A 14,470-nucleotide genomic window follows, 5' to 3' on the forward strand; every position below is an offset into this window, starting at 1 on the left:
GTTCCTCATCAGATGTAATCGGAAATGTACGGCATATTGTGGAGAAGCGTGTCATCAAGCCTCTTCACCGCCTCGGGAGAGGAGCTTATCCTGTTCATGCCGTACAGCTTTTCGGCAGTCTTGTAGCCCATAAGCATGGTGGTAAGCGTGCCTATGGTCATCTTCATGCTGTACTGCGGCACTTCATCGGTGATGCGGCACTTTCCGTTCTCGAACATTACCCTGAAGCTGCCGTTGTTCCATGGGAGCAGCTCGTCCGTTACCACAAATTCAAAGCACACCGCAGGCTTGTGGGTACAGCAGCTGTAATGCCCGAAAAACTGCTCGATGTCGATTATCCTGCCCATGGCATAGGGACGGATAGTCTCCTTGATGTCGCTGTCCTCCAGTTCAAAGGCGATAGGCTCACTGTAGTAGTTGTTGCCGTGAACTTCATCTATCATGGAATCGTGAGCATATATGTATTCCCACAGCCCCAGCTGAGCCTCACGGTTAAGATATATCATTTCCTTGATGTGCATGATGTCAGAGTTGATGAGATATACCATGTAGCCGTATGGGATATCATCATCGGAGTAATATACCGCAACGGCAGTGTCGTCATGATCCCAGCGCCAGTATTCCTCCCAGGCAAGGTCATTGCGGAAAAGGCAGCCGTGGGTCTTCTCGGCAAAGCGGGTGTGGAGCGCCATAAATTCGGGATTGTCCCATTCCACACGGCGGACATAGCCCGGCTCCTTGTTTTTGCGGGGGATCTGGGTGTCCTTCACCACATATGTCATCTTGTTGGAGATTATCTCCCACCCAAGGCGGCGGTAAAGTGGGATAGAATAGGGGTACAAAAGCGCAAAGGAGCGGTGCTTTTCCCTCATTCGGGTAAGGCTCTGTATCATAAGCCGCTTCATGATGCCGTGACCCGTGTATTCGGGGTAGGTGCATACGCTGGTGACAAACCCCACGGAATACTCTGTGCCGTAGATGTTCATATCCAGCGGATATACCGCAAACTGGGCAACAAGGTCGTCCTCATTAAAGCAGCCCAGCACGTCTGCCCTTTGCAGCACGGGGAATTTTGACTGCTTTATCTCATCGTCCTTCCAGCCAGTTTCCTCCAGCTCCTGCTCCGTTACCTGAAAGGCATATCGAAGCAGAGCGTTGTACTGCTCTGCATCATCGGTGGTCAGGGGGCGTATATTGAAATTTTCTTCTTTATTGTGGCTCATGGTCATGTCCGATCCTTTGGATTTATTTTTGTAATGGCGTCACGATTTCCCATTTGCCGTTTCGTTTGCCGTTTTCACGGCGGATAATACCCTTGCTTTGCAGCTCGGCAGTTCGGCGTTTAACGGTACTTTCCGACTTTCCTGTTTCCTGTGCCATCTGCTTCTGAGTGGCATAGGGGTCTTTTTTTATAATGGCAAGTATTGCCATTTCTTCAAATGAACAGTTCAAAGTATCATTCAAAGTGTCATTTTGACACTTTGAAATATTGCTATTGACACTTTGAAATTCTTCTGTACTTTTGTCAGGTTTATAATCAACGTGAAGATATCTGTTTTTCAGTTCATTATGATATCCGAGCAGAAGATTTTCAAAGAAAAGCTCCAGATATTTCACCGTTGCACTTATATTGCTTTTGAAGTCATTGTAATTTGCCCTTACAAGTGCATTCCTGAAATACCATGAATTTTCGGCAAAAACGTCATTGCTGACAGAGAAGCCGAAGGTGCGCAGATATTTAAGGATAAAAACAGCCGTGGTGCGGGTGTTGCCCTCACAGAACGGGTGTATCTGCCAGATGCCTGCTGTGAATTTTGCAATATGCGTTATAGCCTGAGCAGGAGCCAGCCCCTCATATGAAAAGGCTTTTTCCTGACCGAAATCATAGTCAAGAGTGTCCTTTATGCTGTCATATGAAGCGTAAAAAACGGTATTGCCGTTCAGGACCCATTCTTTTTTTGTTATATTGTAAGTCCTGAACTGACCTGCGTGCTTAAAAACTCCGCTGAAAAGCCGCCTGTGTATGGAGGCAAGCTCAGCAGGGGAGAACTGAAAGGTCTTTTCAGATAAAAGTTCGGCAATTCTGGCGGAAACTATGTCGGCTTCCTTGGTGTCAGCTTCGATGTTCCTGCGGTCCGAGCGCTCCTCATAGTAGCTTTCTATACGCTTCTGAGCCGATTTTATATCTATTTTTCCCTCAATATGCTCCTTGGCGGTTTCCAGCAAATAATCGGAGGTTTTCAGCCCGTCAACGTCCTGCAAACCGATAGCCGTTTTCCATGCGGCAGATCTGTCCGCCTGTCCGGGTTCACCCTGACGGATATATTCCTCAAGCTCAAGCATTGGTCTGTCCTGCATTTTTCGGCTCCTTCCTTTTTATATATTGTATCACTCTCTGAACTTATACTAATCACCAATAAAACTATAGACAAAAAATCATCGCATAATCCATATACGCAAGATTATGCTCAATTTTTTGTATAGTTTTTAATTGGTTCTTAGTATTAAACCATGTCATACCACGCAAAATAAAATATTATCTTGCGTCAGATCCGACGTGTTGACCCAAGCATCGCAGAGCCTTGAATAAAGCTCACCGAAAACTATCTTTGTTTCAGTGATGTTCTTATTTTTCGCCTTTCACCAGCAGACAAACCGTCTCAACGTGCGAAGTAAAAGGAAACATATCCACAGGAGAAAGCTTCTTTATCTTATAACCGTTCTTGATAAGGAAGAACACGTCTCTTGACTGGGTTTCCGGATTGCAGGAAACATATACAATTCGCTTGGGAGCGATCTTCACCAGATTGGAGAGAAATCTCCTGTCAGCACCTGCCCTTGCGGGGTCCATTATAACAACGTCCGCACGGAGCTTTTCCTCGGTAAATTCTTCAAGAAATTCGCCGCTGTCCGCACAGATGAACTTCACGTTCTCTGCCTTGTTGAGCTTTGCGTTTATCACAGCGTCGTTTATGGCTGCACGGTTTATCTCGCAGCCGTAAACCGTCCTTGCCTTGTCAGCCGCAATAAGGCTCAGCGTACCTATGCCGCAGTATGCGTCTATCACAGTCTCTTTTCCCGTGAGAGCGGCGTATTTTATGGCAAGAGAGTACAGCTTTTCCGTCTGCACGGGATTTATCTGCGCAAAGGACTTGGGGGATATCCTGAATTTCTTTCCGCAGATGATGTCCTCGATGTAGTCCTTGCCGTGAAGCGTTTCGTATTTTGTTCCCGGAGCTATCCTGTCGGGCTTGCATACCGTGAACACAAGAGAGGTTATCTCGGGACATTTTTTCATAAGCTCCGCAGTGAAATGCTTCTTTGAGGGAAAATCATTGTCAGTGCCGCCGATAACGCACATTATCTCCCCCGTGCCCTTGGCGATCCTTATCATGGCATAGCGCAGGAAGCCCTGACCGCCGTAGCTGCTCCATAAGGATATCTTCATTGCGTTTGCGGTTTTAAGTATCTGCCTTGCAATGCTGTCTGCCTTGGGATTATCCGCAGCACAGCTCTTAACGTCAATAACTCCGCCTGTTGCCGACTGATATACTCCGCACAGGGACTTTCCGCCCTTGAAGTCATATACCGCCGTGACCTTGTATCGGTAGCCAACAGGGTCGTCCATACCAACGATAAGCTCGGGGCGGCAGAGCTTGCCCATGAGCCTTTCTACCTTTATCTGCTTGAAGCGGAGCTGCTCCTCGTAGGTCATGTTCATAAGCTGGCAGCCGCTGCATTTTTTATATACGGGGCAAAGCTCCTTGTCCTTTTTTACATTTGGTTCGTTCATCTTTTTTCCTTTCGGCTTTGTATCATAAAGCACGCTTATCCGTTGATATCGCCCGCAGCGGGAAGTTCCGTTTCTCCGCCTATATCGGGAACTTCCATATTGCCCACCGCACCGTCAACATAATCTGCAGCCTTTGACTCTATAGCGTCTCCTGCCGCATTCTGAGCGCTCTCCAGCGCACCGTTTGCCTTTTCCGTTATTTCGCCGCCGCAGCCTGTGAGAGCCATGGCAGCGGCGAGAACGGCAGCTATGATGATCTTTTTCATATATTACCTCTGATATCAAAGTCCCTTGTTCAGATATGCTTCCTGCTCGGCGGTGAGCTTGTCTATCTCAATGCCCCATGCGGAGAGCTTTCTGTGAGCGATCTCCATATCCACCTCACGGGGAACGTCGATTACCATGTCATCAAATCTGCCCTTGTTCTTTACCAGATAAAGTGCGCTCATTGCCTGAACCGCAAAGGACATATCCATTATCTCCGCAGGGTGACCGTCGCCTGCCGCAAGGTTAACAAGACGACCCTCGGCGATGATGTAAACGCTTCTGCCGTTTTTCAGCTTGTAGCCCATGATGTTGTTGCGGGCAAGCCAAGAGATCTCGCAGTTGTCCCTGAGCCATGCCACATCTACCTCGCAGTCAAAATGACCTGCATTGCAGCAGATAGCTCCGTCCTTCATGTTCATAAAGCTCTTTTCGGTGATAACGCCGTCGCAGCCTGTTACGGTAACAAAGAAATCGCCCACCTTTGCGGCCTCTTCCATCTTCATTACCTTGAAGCCGTCCATAACAGCCTCCATTGCCTTTATGGGGTCTATCTCGGTGACGATAACGGAAGCGCCCAGACCCTTTGCACGCATGGCAACGCCCTTGCCGCACCAGCCGTATCCTGCAACAACAACGTTCTTGCCGGCAACGATAAGGTTGGTAGTGCGGTTGATGCCGTCCCATACAGACTGACCTGTGCCGTAGCGGTTATCGAAAAGATGCTTGCAGTCAGCGTTGTTTACAAGCACCATGGGGAAATTGAGCTCCTTTGCCCTGTTCATGGCAATAAGGCGGATAATGCCTGTGGTGGTCTCCTCGCAGCCGCCGATAACGTTGGGGATAAGCTCCTTGTATTCGGTGTGGATAAGGTGAACAAGGTCGCCGCCGTCGTCGATGATGATGTTGGGGCCTACTTCAATTACCCTTGTGATGTGGCGGTGATATTCCTCTTCGGTGGCATTGTACCATGCAAATACCTTGAGACCGTCATGTACCAGAGCCGCAGCCACATCGTCCTGAGTGGAGAGAGGGTTGGAGCCTGTAACATACATATCCGCACCGCCTGCTGCCAACACCTTGCAAAGGTATGCTGTCTTTGCCTCCAGATGAACGGAGAGGGCTATTTTAAGACCTGCAAAGGGCTTGGTCTCGGAAAATTCCTTTTCAATACCTCTCAGCAGGGGCATATTCTGCTTTACCCACTGAATTTTTCTTGCTCCGCTTTCCCAAAGCTCGGGATCTCTTATCTCACTTGTGTTTGACATATTTTTATATTCCTTTCTGATTATTATTTTTAGTAAATGCCGTTAGCATATATGCTGTCGGTTTATTTATTAAGTGTTTATCTTTCTGATAGTTGGCGGCTCGTTGGAGATAACATCAATGATGTGATTTTCACCATAGATGCCGTAATGCTTTCGGCAGACCTTTTCATTGTCAGTATCCTTGTCAAAAATAACGCTTTCGTAATAGTCAAGAAAATGGGAGCGTTCAAAAATGACAAGGTATTTGCCTTTCATCACTTCTGTCGGGTCATATGATGTGTAGCTTTCATTCCTGCATTGGTAAATGACATATGACCCGAAAGCTATTTCATAAAGCTGCTCTGTGTCCTCAATTACCCGAGTGCTGTGCGAAAGGATATCTTTCAGCCGTGGGTCGGAAATATCATCTGCTGCGGGACAGTTCTTTGGCAGGGCTATTACAATGCTCAGCCTGTTGTCAGGGTCATCTTTTATTGAAAGCACAAAAGGAGCAAGCCGACTGTGCTTGTTTATTTCGCTGTTTTCACTTCCGAATGTAAGCATATTTCACCTCCGGCATTTTATAGCTCAGCACCCCGCTAAATTAGAATTTTTGTTATTCTACGATACCTTCAATATAGCTGTAATCAATATTTCCCTTTGTAACAGAATAGAAAAATGGATCTTTTCTAATTGTATCATCTGAATTGATAATAAAATTATTCCAATCGCCTGCCTCGTTGCCATCAGACAAATAAATAGTAACTTTGAAACTATATCCCATATATCCCAAAGATGGTTTTGACCGCTTTACTTCGACGCCATTCAAATTTTCGACAATATGCTGAATCTGCTCTTTGTCGATAATATGTGTTGCTTTTCCGCTATTGCCATTGAAAACAACTATTTCCATGACCTCATTAGGGTCTAAGTCCATCAAGTCGAGTGGAATATTAAACCATACAACAATGCCTATCAAAAGAATTATCACAACAGACAGCAATATGATGATTTTCTTTTTCATATCAGCTCAACTCCTTTGTCAACTCCCGATTTATCTATTTGCATAATCAATCAAAATCTTCTTACAACTACTACAACGATAAGCTTCACAATGAGAGATTCCTGCTGAACCTTTACTCAATTCCAGATCGTCCGATTTTTTAATACGAAAAACTTTTGTCAGATTATCAACTGTAAAAGTAATGTCTCGTGAACTCATTAGGTATCCTCTTATCATTTCATCACCACAATATGGACATTTCATGAAGATTCACCTCCTATAAATTCCGATTTATATGCACAAACCAAACACGCCAAAACGTCATCGGTTGCAGCTCTACTCAGAATTTCTCTGCAACAGCCTTTGCGTGAGCATATATCTCTTCCTCGTCAAATTTTGTGAGCCTGCCGTGTTCAAGAACGACCTCACCGTCAATGATAACAGTATCGACCTCACTGCCGTTTGCGGAATATACAAGAGCGGAGGACAGGTCATTGCGGGGGCAGAACTGGGGACGGTCAAGGTCAAGAATGGCAATATCAGCCTTTTTGCCTGCTTCTATCGAGCCGATGTCGGGTATGCCCAGAGCCTTTGCGCCGTTAACAGTCGCAAAGTCCAGCACCTCTTTTGCGGTGCATACGGTGGGGCAGCCTGTTGCGCCCTTGTGGAGCAGAGCCGCAAAGTTCATGTCGGAGAACAGGTTCAGGTCGTTGTTTGATGCCTGACTGTCCGTTCCCATGCAGACGTTTATGCCCTTTTCCATCATTCTCGGAATGGGAGCGGTGCCGTTTGCAAGCTTGAGATTGCTCTTGGGGTTGTGGATAACGCTTACGTGCTTTTCCGCCAGAATATCCATGTCGCTGTCGGAAACATGAACGCAGTGAGCGGCGCAGGTCTTTATGTCCAAAAATCCGATGTCGTTCAGATATTCCACGGGGGACTTGCTGCGTTCCTTGTAGCAGTTCTGTACCTCGGTCGTGGTCTCGGAAAGATGAATGTGGAACTCCTGCTCAGTCTCGTGAGCCTTTTCGATAAGCCACCTGAGATAATCCTCGCCGCAGGTGTAGATAGCGTGGGGGCCAAGCTTGAATGTGATGCGGTCATTGCCCTTGAAGCGCTCACGCTCGTCCATGTGCTCATTGTAGCGCCTGATGCCGTCCTTGTCGTTCCTGTCGGAGCCTGTCAGACCTCTTGTCATAACAGCTCTCATGCCAAGCTTGTCCGCAGCGGAGGCGGTCATTGCGGGGAACATGTGCATATCCATAAAGCAGGTGGTTCCCGTCTTTATCATCTCGGCGCAGGAGAGCATAGCGCCCCAGTAAGCGTCTTCGGTGGAAATGGCATCCTCACGGGGCATTATTGCGCCGAAAAGCCAGTCCTCAAAGGAAAGGTCGTCCGCCAGATTGCGGAAAAGCGACATATAGGTGTGGGTGTGGCAGTTGATAAGACCGGGTATCGCCAGCTTGTCCGAGCCGTCTATCACCTTGTCAGCCGCAAACCCCTCGGGAATTACTCCTGCGGAAAGGATCTTGTTCCCCGAAATACAGATATCCCCCTTGGGAGTGCCGCCGTTTATGAGCATTTTTATATTCTTTATCAGTATATTCATTGCGAGCATTCCTTTCATGTGCGCCGTCATGCGGCAATATATATTTTTATTATATCACAATATGCTCTCAAAAGCAATGATAATTTTGCATTTTGACCGCCAAATGGCGGCGCTTGATCCCTATTGACAAGCGGTGAAAATAATGCTATACTCAAATTAGTTAACACTATTAAATATCTTGCGGGAGGTGCTATATGGACAAGGCAGACGCAGGTCTTTCCGACGAGCTGATAGAAGTGCTCCGACAGTACTATTATATGAAAATTCCCTTGGGGCTGGAAAACTTCATGCAGGGCGAAATGAAGGTGCTGTCCTATATCCATTACACCGCAGGCGGCGGAGAGATCGCCACAGGCGATATTGTTTCCGCCCTTGATATGACAGGCGGGCGTGTGGCAGGCATTCTCCGTTCCCTGGAGAAAAAAGGCTTTATCAGCCGCCGCACCGATGAGAACGACCGCCGCAGGATAATGGTAAGTCCCACTTATGCAGGTTCGGATTATGTTGAAAACGGCAGAGAACTGCTCCGCAGCAGGCTTTCCGCTATAATAAACGCAATGGGCAGCGAAAGTGCAGAAAATTTTATCCGCTCCATGGAGGAGTTTGTAAATGCCTGCCGCAAGGCAGATTTCCCTTGATCTTAATAAAAAGGAATGATATATATGGATATGCACGAGTTTTACATGGGCAATGTTTTTGATGCTTACGAGTTTTTCGGCGCTCACCCCAACCCCGACGGCACTGTTTTCCGCACCTTTGCACCCTCAGCTGAGAGGATAACCATAATCGGCGAGTGGAACGACTGGCAGGAGGAAAATATGATAAAGGACGGTCATGTCTGGTCGTATTTTTCCGCCAAGGCAAAAAAGGGTCAGATGTATAAGTATGTCATCTATTCTTCACTGGGCAGAGTGGAGCACTGCGACCCCTACGGTTTTGCAATGGAGCTTCGCCCCAATTTTGCGTCCATTATAACCGACCTTGACGAGTACAAATTCACCGACAGTGAGTGGCTGGAAAAGCGCAGCAAGAACTATAATGAGCCTCTCAATATCTATGAGGTGCACATCGGCTCTTGGCATACCGACCCCGATAATGAAAACGGCTGGTATTCCTATTCCGACATTGCGGACAAGCTTATAAAATACGTCAAGAAGCACCATTATACACATATCGAGTTCATGCCCCTCAGCGAGCACCCTGCCGACTGCTCATGGGGATACCAGAATACAGGCTTTTTTGCCCCCACATCACGCTACGGCACTCCCGCCCAGCTTATGAAGCTCATCGACAAGTGCCACAAGAACGATATCGGCGTTATCATGGATTTCGTTCCCGTGCATTTTGCCATGGACGGCTATGCCCTTGCAAAATACGATGGCACTTGCCTTTATGAATACCCCGACAGCGATGTTACCATCAGCGAGTGGGGAACCTGCAACTTTATCCATTCAAGGCGTGAGGTCTGCTGCTTTTTGCAGTCCGCCGCCAACTACTGGCTTGAAAAATATCATTTCGACGGTCTGCGTATGGACGCAATAAGCCGTGCCATATACTGGCAGGGCGATCCCGAGCGCGGCGTTAACAAATGCACCGTCGATTTCCTTAAAAAGATGAACTCAGGGCTTCATGCCCTCCACCCCACCGCAATGCTTATTGCGGAGGATTCCACCGCATTCCCCAAGGTAACAGCTCCCGTTGAGTATGATGGCCTTGGCTTTGACTACAAGTGGGATCTGGGCTGGATGAACGACACTCTCGATTACTTCCGCACCCCACCTGCAGAGAGAAAATATCACCATGGCAAGATAACCTTTTCCATGCAGTATTTCTACAATGAGCTTTATCTGCTGCCGATCTCCCACGACGAAAACGTTCACGGCAAGGCGACCGTCATTCAGAAGATGTGGGGCGATTATGATGTGAAATTCCCTCAGGCAAGGGCATTTTATATGTATATGTATTCCCACCCGGGCAAAAAGCTGAACTTCATGGGCGGCGAGTTTGCCCAGTTCAGAGAGTGGGACGAAACAAGAGAGCAGGACTGGGATATACTCAAATATCCCCTCCACGATTCATTTCTCAGATATATGACCGACCTTGAAAAGCTCTACACCACACGTCCCTCCCTTTATAACGGCGAATATAATCCCGACTGCTTCAAGTGGATACTTCCCGATGAGTCGGAGCGCTCGGTATTTGCATATAAGCGCTGTGCGGAGAATGAAACAACAATCTGCCTGCTGAATTTCTCCGACAGGGAGCAGACCATGACCATTCCCACAGACGGACTTACAGATCTTAAAGAGCTTATCAATTCCGACAGCAACATCTACAGCGGCAAGACCGAGGTCAAGCGCAGCGTGAAGATAAAGCCCGCAGGCGGAGAATTTTCCGTAAAGCTCAGCCCGTTCTCAGGCAGACTTTTTGACGGAGAAGTGTTTTCTAAACCGGCTGCAAAATAACATATAAAAGTAAAAGCGGAACTGTTTTGCTATGCAGTTCCGCTTTTGTACTATTTATTATTTTGTGCATGGAGCATTGCCAGGCGCTGCTCGATAAATCCCTCCACGCTTGCCTCAGGAATGCCAAGCGCCATTGAAAATTCCTTGTTTATAAGCTTTGAAGCGGCTTCAAACGCCTTTTCATCGGCAGAGATGAGATCTTTTCCGCAGGCGCCCCGCTTCTGCTTTTCGTCGTACAGACCTTTCATCATGCTGAGTATCTGCATATAATCGTCGCTTTTGAGCACCTTTACAAACATATGCCTGCGTTCGTCCCTGTTCTCGCTCCACTGCGCCGATGCCAATGGCATAGCGTCTATCACCGCAAGTACCTGCTCACGACCCATAAGATGACGCACTCTTGCCTCAGCATTCTTTTCCGGCACATAATACGAAGCGGAGGGCGTTTCCACCGGAACGAGCCTCAGATATTTTTCCTCGTTCACGCCGTCAAAGCACCTTTTTACAATATCGCTGACAACGCATATCTCGCTGCCGCCGTAAACCACATGATCGCCTTTTTTCAGCATATCATCACCTCAGCTCATGTAGCTTCCCGTGTCATAATGATTGTACTGCTTTTTGAGCTTTGCTATAACAGAGCCGTCGGGCTGGTCGGCACTTTCAAGAATTTTGTACTTTATTTCCTTGCGGTCCATGGCTGACGAAAATGCGGCAAACTCTTCCGCAGTCTCAAAACGGACAGTCTGCTCTAAGCAGGCGCTTATGATACGTTTCATATAAAACATCCTTTCTTTATTTTATATGTTAATTATATCATATTTTGCGATTTGCTTCAAAGGTGATTTTGTACAAATTTCATAACTTTTTGTGCGTCTCAAAATCGGGATTTTGCCTACAGATACCTGTATTAAGCCGTCAGGACGTCGATATTACGCTATCTCCTGTCCGCCAGCCCCTCCAGAACTATCAGCCCCAGCGTAAGAGGCAGCGTGAAGCTTATGCTCCCTGAGACAAAGAAAAACACCGCCGCAGCGATCCCCATAACAATGCCAAAAGCGTTCTGCACCCCCGAGATGTCAGCAGCAGGGGATATTGCTTCCACGACCGTGCGCAGGATACGCCCCCCGTCAAGGCTTGGCAGAGGGAGCAGGTTAAAAAGCATCAGCGCCAGATTTATCCCCGTTAATATCCTGCTGCCCGTAAGCGTCCCTGCCAGCGCCAGAAGCAGATTTACCAGACACCCCGCCGACAATATGAATATCTCACGGGCAGGGGACAATATCGCTCCGCTTTTCATGCCTATGCCGCCGCTGTAAAATGTAAGGCTCCGTGGCTTTATCCCCATGACCGCCATGGCTGTTATATGCCCGCCTTCGTGGAGCAGGCAGGAAAGCAAAGCCAGCTCGCCTGCTTTTGAAACGGGGGACTGCATTATCAGCACCGACCATACCGCAAAAAATCCGAAAGTAATGCGTATCCTTGTCCCTTTAAAATAAAATTCAGCACCGCTTGTCAAAATATATTCCTCCATGGCAGATATGCGCATTTGGTGCGCTGTAAAAATTTCTGCTGCTTTCCGAGCATATGCGTATATTTTTTATCACTGCGCCCAAAAACTGCGGCGCATAATTACCCGTTCCGACGATTTGGATTCACAAATTATATGATGTAAAACCGCCTTTTATTCCAAAGGTTACACATTGGTTACAGCAATGTTCAGAAATTACAGAAAAGTAACAGTCTGTTGGAATTTATCTTTGCGCCTGATACCACAATAGTTAAATTTTGTTGATATTGACATTAAATTCTTTGTGTCAGCCGTAATTTCCGTCAAAATGTTCAGTTGAAAATACTTTTAATTTGGTTTCGTTTGTGATATAATAGTTAATACAAAAAATCAAAGGCGGTTTTGTCTGTTGCAATAATGTCAGGACAGCCGCACTTTTTCTGCGGACATTATCCGCAGTTTTACAGGAGAGTTGTGTTTTGGAAAAATTTATTATAAAGGGCGGCCGCCGTCTTGAGGGCGAGGTCACTATAAGCGGAGCAAAAAACGCTGTAGTTGCCATAATCCCTGCCGTTATCCTTGCGGACGGTCCCTGCATACTTGAAAATATACCGAACATAAGCGACGTTTCCATTTCTCTGCGTATCCTTTATGAAATGGGAGCTGACGTTCAGCGCATAGACAAGAGCGTTTACCGCATCGATGCAACAGGCATCAAGGACCCTGTTGTTCCCTATGAGCTGGCACGCCTTATGAGAGCTTCCTATTATTTCCTTGGAACACTGCTGGGCAAGTTCGGAAGAGCACGTGTTTCAATGCCCGGCGGCTGCTATCTCGGCGACCGTCCCATTGACCAGCATCTCAAGGCATTTACATCACTGGGCGCTACCTGCACTCTCGATAACGGCATGATAGATATCTGTGCCGATAAGCTCATCGGTTCTCAGATCTATTTCGATAAGATAACCGTAGGCGCTACCATCAACGCAATGCTGGCAGCCGTTAAGGCAACAGGTCTTACAGTTATCGAAAATGCAGCTAAGGAGCCTCATATCGTTGACCTTGCAAACTTCCTCAATTCCATGGGCGCAGATATCATGGGCGCAGGAACAGATGTTATCAAGATAAGAGGAGTTAAAACTCTCAAGGGCACTACCTACGCAATTATCCCCGACCAGATCGAGGCAGGAACATATATGGTGGCAGCTGCCGCAACAAGAGGAAATGTGCTTGTAAAGAATGTTATCCCCAAGCACCTTGAATCTATCACCGCAAAGCTTGCAAAGATAGGCGTTAACGTTGAGGAATATGACGACAGCGTTAGGATCTCCGTTGACGGACCTCTTGTAAAGACCAGCGTAAAGACTATGCCTCACCCCGGTTTCCCCACAGATATGCAGCCCCAGATATCCACACTTCTTTGTCTGGCGGAGGGTACCAGCATCGTTACCGATGAGATATTCAACAACCGTTTCAGATACGTGGACGAACTCAGGAGAATGGGCGCAGATATTTCCGTTGAGGGCCGTGTGGCAGTTATCGAGGGCGTGGGCAAGCTTATGGGCGCACCCGTTACCGCTCCCGACCTGAGAGCAGGCGCAGCCCTTGTTATAGCAGGTCTTGCAGCCAGCGGAGTTACCGAGATAGATGATATCTATCACATTGAGCGTGGCTATGAAGATATCGAGCAGAAGCTCAGAGCTTTGGGCGCAGATATTGTTAAAAAGACAGTTCCCGGGAATTCAGTCCGTCAGGTGTCATCGCTCTGATACAAACAGAACATAAAAAAGCAGCACTTCCGAAAAATGGAAGTGCTGTTTTTTTCTTTGTAATGTTTAACGGCTCAGCATATAACGGCGATAAAAAGTATCACGTTGTTTTGTCCTTCCTGTGGGATATCATAATATCCCTTACGCAGCCCAGAATATGGGGCTTCAGCACCGAAATGTCCGCAGGCTCGCTGTAAAGAACGGCGCTGTAGCACGATGAGCTGATAACATTCGTTATCATAAAGAACATTATCTCAGGCTCATTGTATCCCTGCGCCCGGATTTTCAGCCTGTCATAAATATCCGTCAAAGCGTCATCATCGTCTTCGGGCTGGGTCACAGCGGAACGGAGAGAAACCCAGCTAAGATTTTTTGAGATGAATTTAAGCAGATTGGGATTTTCCGAAAGCTGGTTCAGGATACTGTCCGCAATGAAAACGATGCTGTCCTCAAAGTCGGAGATATTTGCAGTCATCAGTCGGGAAAGCGCATTTTTCAGCAGCTGGGCAGACTTGTGGCATATGAGCTTGTTGTGTATATCATACTTGTCCTTGAAATAAAGATAAAATGTGCCTTTTGCAACGCCTGCCTGGTCAACGATGTCAGAGATAGATGTCTTGCTTATACCCTGACTCATAAACAGCCTGAAAGCCGTATCAAGGAGGGAATCTCTTTTGATCTTTTTGTTGGTATTGAGTTTTCCCGTATTCCCGCTTCTTTCTGTGCGTGATCTATGCAATAATTATAACGCTAAAGAATAGGATTGTCAAGCGTGATGGCAGGGGACAAGGCTTGTCATTTGTTTATTTT

At 47.2% G+C, this 14,470-nt stretch carries 16 protein-coding genes; 3 read left to right on the forward strand and 13 right to left on the reverse strand.

Annotated elements, in window-relative coordinates; genetic code table 11:
* Positions 1-8: 8 nt before the first annotated feature.
* The 9 genes from OCV68_RS11725 to OCV68_RS11760 form a co-directional block, all read right to left on the reverse strand.
* Positions 9-1,229: a GNAT family N-acetyltransferase gene (locus tag OCV68_RS11725; protein ID WP_394803511.1), complete on the reverse strand. Its 1,221-nt coding sequence runs from the start codon at positions 1,227-1,229 to the stop codon at positions 9-11.
* A 16-nt stretch (positions 1,230-1,245) separates the two neighbouring features.
* Positions 1,246-2,358, reverse strand: a complete 1,113-nt coding sequence (locus OCV68_RS11730) for a Fic family protein (RefSeq protein WP_262572848.1) — start codon at positions 2,356-2,358, stop codon at positions 1,246-1,248.
* Between the two features lie 268 nt (positions 2,359-2,626).
* Positions 2,627-3,793, reverse strand: a complete 1,167-nt coding sequence (gene rlmD / locus OCV68_RS11735; protein ID WP_147622610.1) for a 23S rRNA (uracil(1939)-C(5))-methyltransferase RlmD — start codon at positions 3,791-3,793, stop codon at positions 2,627-2,629.
* A gap of 35 nt (positions 3,794-3,828) precedes the next feature.
* Positions 3,829-4,059 carry a hypothetical protein gene (locus tag OCV68_RS11740; RefSeq protein WP_022475825.1) on the reverse strand — a complete coding sequence of 77 codons (231 nt, stop codon included), beginning with the start codon at positions 4,057-4,059 and terminating at the stop codon, positions 3,829-3,831.
* Between the two features lie 15 nt (positions 4,060-4,074).
* Positions 4,075-5,325 (reverse strand): adenosylhomocysteinase, encoded by a 1,251-nt coding sequence (locus OCV68_RS11745; protein ID WP_262572850.1) that lies wholly within the window; start codon positions 5,323-5,325, stop codon positions 4,075-4,077.
* A gap of 69 nt (positions 5,326-5,394) precedes the next feature.
* Entirely contained in the window at positions 5,395-5,868 is a 474-nt protein-coding gene (locus OCV68_RS11750; protein ID WP_022475823.1) for a hypothetical protein, read from the reverse strand.
* Positions 5,869-5,920: 52 nt separating this feature from the next.
* Entirely contained in the window at positions 5,921-6,328 is a 408-nt protein-coding gene (locus tag OCV68_RS11755; protein ID WP_022475822.1) for a hypothetical protein, read from the reverse strand.
* Positions 6,329-6,358: 30 nt separating this feature from the next.
* Entirely contained in the window at positions 6,359-6,571 is a 213-nt protein-coding gene (locus OCV68_RS14775) for a PF20097 family protein (RefSeq protein WP_394803512.1), read from the reverse strand.
* A gap of 76 nt (positions 6,572-6,647) precedes the next feature.
* On the reverse strand, positions 6,648-7,916 hold the full coding sequence (locus OCV68_RS11760; protein WP_262572852.1) for an amidohydrolase: 1,269 nt from the start codon (positions 7,914-7,916) through the stop codon (positions 6,648-6,650).
* Positions 7,917-8,110: 194 nt separating this feature from the next.
* Between OCV68_RS11760 and OCV68_RS11765 the strand changes: the two genes are divergently transcribed.
* Complete coding sequence (locus OCV68_RS11765) at positions 8,111-8,554, forward strand: MarR family winged helix-turn-helix transcriptional regulator (RefSeq protein ID WP_262572853.1); 444 nt, start codon at positions 8,111-8,113, stop codon at positions 8,552-8,554.
* A 24-nt stretch (positions 8,555-8,578) separates the two neighbouring features.
* Entirely contained in the window at positions 8,579-10,381 is a 1,803-nt protein-coding gene (glgB, locus tag OCV68_RS11770) for a 1,4-alpha-glucan branching protein GlgB (RefSeq protein WP_262572855.1), read from the forward strand.
* Positions 10,382-10,431: 50 nt separating this feature from the next.
* Here the strand turns inward: glgB and OCV68_RS11775 are convergent, their stop codons facing one another.
* The 3 genes from OCV68_RS11775 to OCV68_RS11785 all read right to left on the reverse strand — a co-directional run bounded on the left by OCV68_RS11775 (position 10,432) and on the right by OCV68_RS11785 (position 11,900).
* Entirely contained in the window at positions 10,432-10,950 is a 519-nt protein-coding gene (locus OCV68_RS11775) for a CarD family transcriptional regulator (RefSeq protein WP_262572856.1), read from the reverse strand.
* A gap of 9 nt (positions 10,951-10,959) precedes the next feature.
* Positions 10,960-11,160 (reverse strand): hypothetical protein, encoded by a 201-nt coding sequence (locus OCV68_RS11780; RefSeq protein ID WP_022475817.1) that lies wholly within the window; start codon positions 11,158-11,160, stop codon positions 10,960-10,962.
* Positions 11,161-11,318: 158 nt separating this feature from the next.
* Positions 11,319-11,900, reverse strand: a complete 582-nt coding sequence (locus OCV68_RS11785; protein WP_022475816.1) for a site-2 protease family protein — start codon at positions 11,898-11,900, stop codon at positions 11,319-11,321.
* Between the two features lie 470 nt (positions 11,901-12,370).
* Here OCV68_RS11785 and OCV68_RS11790 point away from each other — a divergent pair, with 470 nt between their 5' ends.
* Positions 12,371-13,660: a UDP-N-acetylglucosamine 1-carboxyvinyltransferase gene (locus OCV68_RS11790; protein WP_147622605.1), complete on the forward strand. Its 1,290-nt coding sequence runs from the start codon at positions 12,371-12,373 to the stop codon at positions 13,658-13,660.
* A 100-nt stretch (positions 13,661-13,760) separates the two neighbouring features.
* Here the strand turns inward: OCV68_RS11790 and OCV68_RS11795 are convergent, their stop codons facing one another.
* Positions 13,761-14,399, reverse strand: a complete 639-nt coding sequence (locus OCV68_RS11795; RefSeq protein WP_262572860.1) for a TetR/AcrR family transcriptional regulator — start codon at positions 14,397-14,399, stop codon at positions 13,761-13,763.
* Positions 14,400-14,470: the final 71 nt, after the last annotated feature.

Origin of the sequence: Huintestinicola butyrica, from assembly GCF_025567215.1 — a bacterium.
In the GTDB taxonomy this organism is placed as follows: Bacteria; Bacillota; Clostridia; order Oscillospirales; family Ruminococcaceae; genus Huintestinicola; species Huintestinicola butyrica.

Coding starts and splice junctions, on each gene's coding strand:
- OCV68_RS11725 (WP_394803511.1), bottom strand. CDS start 1,229: ATGACCATGAGCCACAATAAAGAAGAAAATTTCAATATACGCCCCCTG.
- OCV68_RS11730 (WP_262572848.1), bottom strand. CDS start 2,358: ATGCAGGACAGACCAATGCTTGAGCTTGAGGAATATATCCGTCAGGGT.
- rlmD (WP_147622610.1), bottom strand. CDS start 3,793: ATGAACGAACCAAATGTAAAAAAGGACAAGGAGCTTTGCCCCGTATAT.
- OCV68_RS11740 (WP_022475825.1), bottom strand. CDS start 4,059: ATGAAAAAGATCATCATAGCTGCCGTTCTCGCCGCTGCCATGGCTCTC.
- OCV68_RS11745 (WP_262572850.1), bottom strand. CDS start 5,325: ATGTCAAACACAAGTGAGATAAGAGATCCCGAGCTTTGGGAAAGCGGA.
- OCV68_RS11750 (WP_022475823.1), bottom strand. CDS start 5,868: ATGCTTACATTCGGAAGTGAAAACAGCGAAATAAACAAGCACAGTCGG.
- OCV68_RS11755 (WP_022475822.1), bottom strand. CDS start 6,328: ATGAAAAAGAAAATCATCATATTGCTGTCTGTTGTGATAATTCTTTTG.
- OCV68_RS14775 (WP_394803512.1), bottom strand. CDS start 6,571: ATGAAATGTCCATATTGTGGTGATGAAATGATAAGAGGATACCTAATG.
- OCV68_RS11760 (WP_262572852.1), bottom strand. CDS start 7,916: ATGAATATACTGATAAAGAATATAAAAATGCTCATAAACGGCGGCACT.
- OCV68_RS11765 (WP_262572853.1), top strand. CDS start 8,111: ATGGACAAGGCAGACGCAGGTCTTTCCGACGAGCTGATAGAAGTGCTC.
- glgB (WP_262572855.1), top strand. CDS start 8,579: ATGGATATGCACGAGTTTTACATGGGCAATGTTTTTGATGCTTACGAG.
- OCV68_RS11775 (WP_262572856.1), bottom strand. CDS start 10,950: ATGCTGAAAAAAGGCGATCATGTGGTTTACGGCGGCAGCGAGATATGC.
- OCV68_RS11780 (WP_022475817.1), bottom strand. CDS start 11,160: ATGAAACGTATCATAAGCGCCTGCTTAGAGCAGACTGTCCGTTTTGAG.